Source organism: Chamaesiphon sp. VAR_69_metabat_338 (genome assembly GCF_031423935.1).
Taxonomy (GTDB): Bacteria; Cyanobacteriota; Cyanobacteriia; order Cyanobacteriales; family Chamaesiphonaceae; genus Chamaesiphon.
Genome location: NZ_JANPGM010000400.1, coordinates 1 through 1863 on the forward strand (window position 1 = coordinate 1; position 1863 = coordinate 1863).

General features: G+C 46.9%; 5 protein-coding genes. 1 reads left to right on the plus strand and 4 read right to left on the minus strand.

Features of this window, described 5'->3' with window-relative positions; translation table 11 throughout:
* Positions 1-78 precede the first annotated feature (78 nt).
* Positions 79-324, minus strand: a complete 246-nt coding sequence (locus RMO84_RS11150; protein WP_310488535.1) for a hypothetical protein — start codon at positions 322-324, stop codon at positions 79-81.
* A gap of 168 nt (positions 325-492) precedes the next feature.
* Here RMO84_RS11150 and RMO84_RS21360 point away from each other — a divergent pair, with 168 nt between their 5' ends.
* Entirely contained in the window at positions 493-621 is a 129-nt protein-coding gene (locus tag RMO84_RS21360) for a hypothetical protein (protein WP_396135831.1), read from the plus strand.
* Between the two features lie 181 nt (positions 622-802).
* Here RMO84_RS21360 and RMO84_RS11155 read toward each other — a convergent pair whose 3' ends face one another.
* The 3 genes from RMO84_RS11155 to RMO84_RS11165 form a co-directional block, all read right to left on the minus strand.
* Positions 803-1162: a helix-turn-helix transcriptional regulator gene (locus tag RMO84_RS11155; protein ID WP_310488536.1), complete on the minus strand. Its 360-nt coding sequence runs from the start codon at positions 1160-1162 to the stop codon at positions 803-805.
* Entirely contained in the window at positions 1134-1505 is a 372-nt protein-coding gene (locus tag RMO84_RS11160; protein WP_310488537.1) for a type II toxin-antitoxin system RelE/ParE family toxin, read from the minus strand. Before RMO84_RS11160 ends, RMO84_RS11155 begins: the two co-directional genes overlap by 29 nt.
* Positions 1506-1547: 42 nt before the next feature.
* Positions 1548-1863: 2Fe-2S iron-sulfur cluster-binding protein (locus RMO84_RS11165; RefSeq protein ID WP_310488538.1), on the minus strand; the 316-nt coding region annotated here is incomplete at its 5' end.

A 1863-nucleotide genomic window follows, 5' to 3' on the forward strand; every position in this document is an offset into this window, starting at 1 on the left:
CCCAAGCTCAGCGACGGCGGTCACCAGGCGTGCCGATTGCGACCGCGAAGACCCGCAGCCGTTCGCTACAGCGCATGGTTAGGCCATATGGTTGCGAGACTCAACTGCATCTGCAATCTCGTGTAAGGCTCGCGCCGTGACACCAGAGTGAAAATCATGGGCTGCTGCCTGCATGAATCCAGCAATAAGCTCTGGGTGCTTCTTGGCAAAGCCGTCGCCGAACTCGTCATCTATCGTCTTGATGGCGGCGTGAAAATACTCATCCGCCGTCATGGATGCTTGGCGTAACAACGTGTCATTATCTGCTGTGACTCTATTGCTCATAAATTTCAGTGTGGTGTAATGTGCCCTAACTATTATTAGGCGGAAAATTTCCGCCTATTCACTCAAATTTGGGTAGATAAACTGAAAAATTTAGCATATTCCCCATATAAAAGCAGAATGTTTCTGCCTATCATTCTATTGTTTCATAACAAGCGTCATCCCAAAGATATGGGAGTCGCAGAAATAGAGGAATTTTTAACTCATCTAGCAGTCGAAGGTAAGGTCACAGCCGCTACCAAAATCAGAGCTTCTCAACGATTTTATTTCTGTACCGCCAAGTTTTACAGCAGGAACTAGATAGAAGTGTAGAAGGTGTAGGGTGGGCAAATTTGTGATGATAAGCCCGAATAAGTACCAACCGCTCTTTGCCCACCAATTTCTAGTACCGATCGGCGAGCATTCCTGTCATATTAAATTAACACCACTTATCATTCGATCGACATAACAAAGATTGCTGTTAAATCCAGCGCGAAGCGGTTTACTCGCTCGCACTGCCGACACTTATCCGCGCCCGTTCCTCACCCTCTGGCTTAGACTTCACATTAACTTCCACATCCAGATCGAGGGCATTGAAGAACTTAAATAACCTTTCTAACGAATACCCGCGAAACTGACCCCTGACCAAAGCCGATACCTTGGGCTGGTCGATGCCTAATACATCAGCCGCTTGGTATTGATTCAGTCCTCTAGCTTTTATCGCCTTACTTAATAGCGTCACCAGATGCGCCTTGAGCAGCATTTCCTCTGGATTCTCATATCCCAGATCCGCATACACATTGCCACTGCTAGGAGTGACAGTGGTTTCATTTTCATCGATCGGGTGGAGATTGGTTGTCATAATTGCTTTGATAATGCTCTTGAGCTGTTTTGAGCCTTTGTTCGACTAACTCGATATCTTGTTTGGGGGTAGCGATGCCGCGTTTAGATTTCTTCTGGAAGACATGCAAGACATACACCACCTCAGCAAACCGCACTGTGTAGACTGTACGATAGGTATCGCCATCAAAATCATCGACGATCTCTAACACCCCAGACCCTTTGAATCCCTTTAAGGGTTTAGCATCATCGTGCTTTTCCCCGATTTGAGCTTGGAATAGTGCAAAGCCAAAATTGTCTTGCACTAGATCGGGCATAGCGATGAGGTCTTTTTTAGAGCTAGCGATCCATTCAAGCGGCTTCATAATTATTTTACTGATTAATGCTAGTTTTGGCATTGGTGTCGCCTACCAAAGGAGATCGAGTCCCTGCCCCCAAAAAGCGGTGAATTTAGTCACGGTAATATCGCCCAAAACTTGAGTTTGGCAAGCAAGTCGCAGGTTTCGTGACGGTGTATGCGGTGGGAAACTGCGTCTGGCAACATCTTTCCAATTTGCCTCAGATACCTCGCCTTCAATCTGCACCGCACAAGTGCCGCAAGTACCGATGCCCATGCAATTAATAAACTTGGCATTCCCATTGTAGAGATCGACCCCATTGTCCATTAACACCTGCCGGAGATTGGCTCCAGTGTCGCAGGTAATGTTTTTTCCTTGGGCGGTG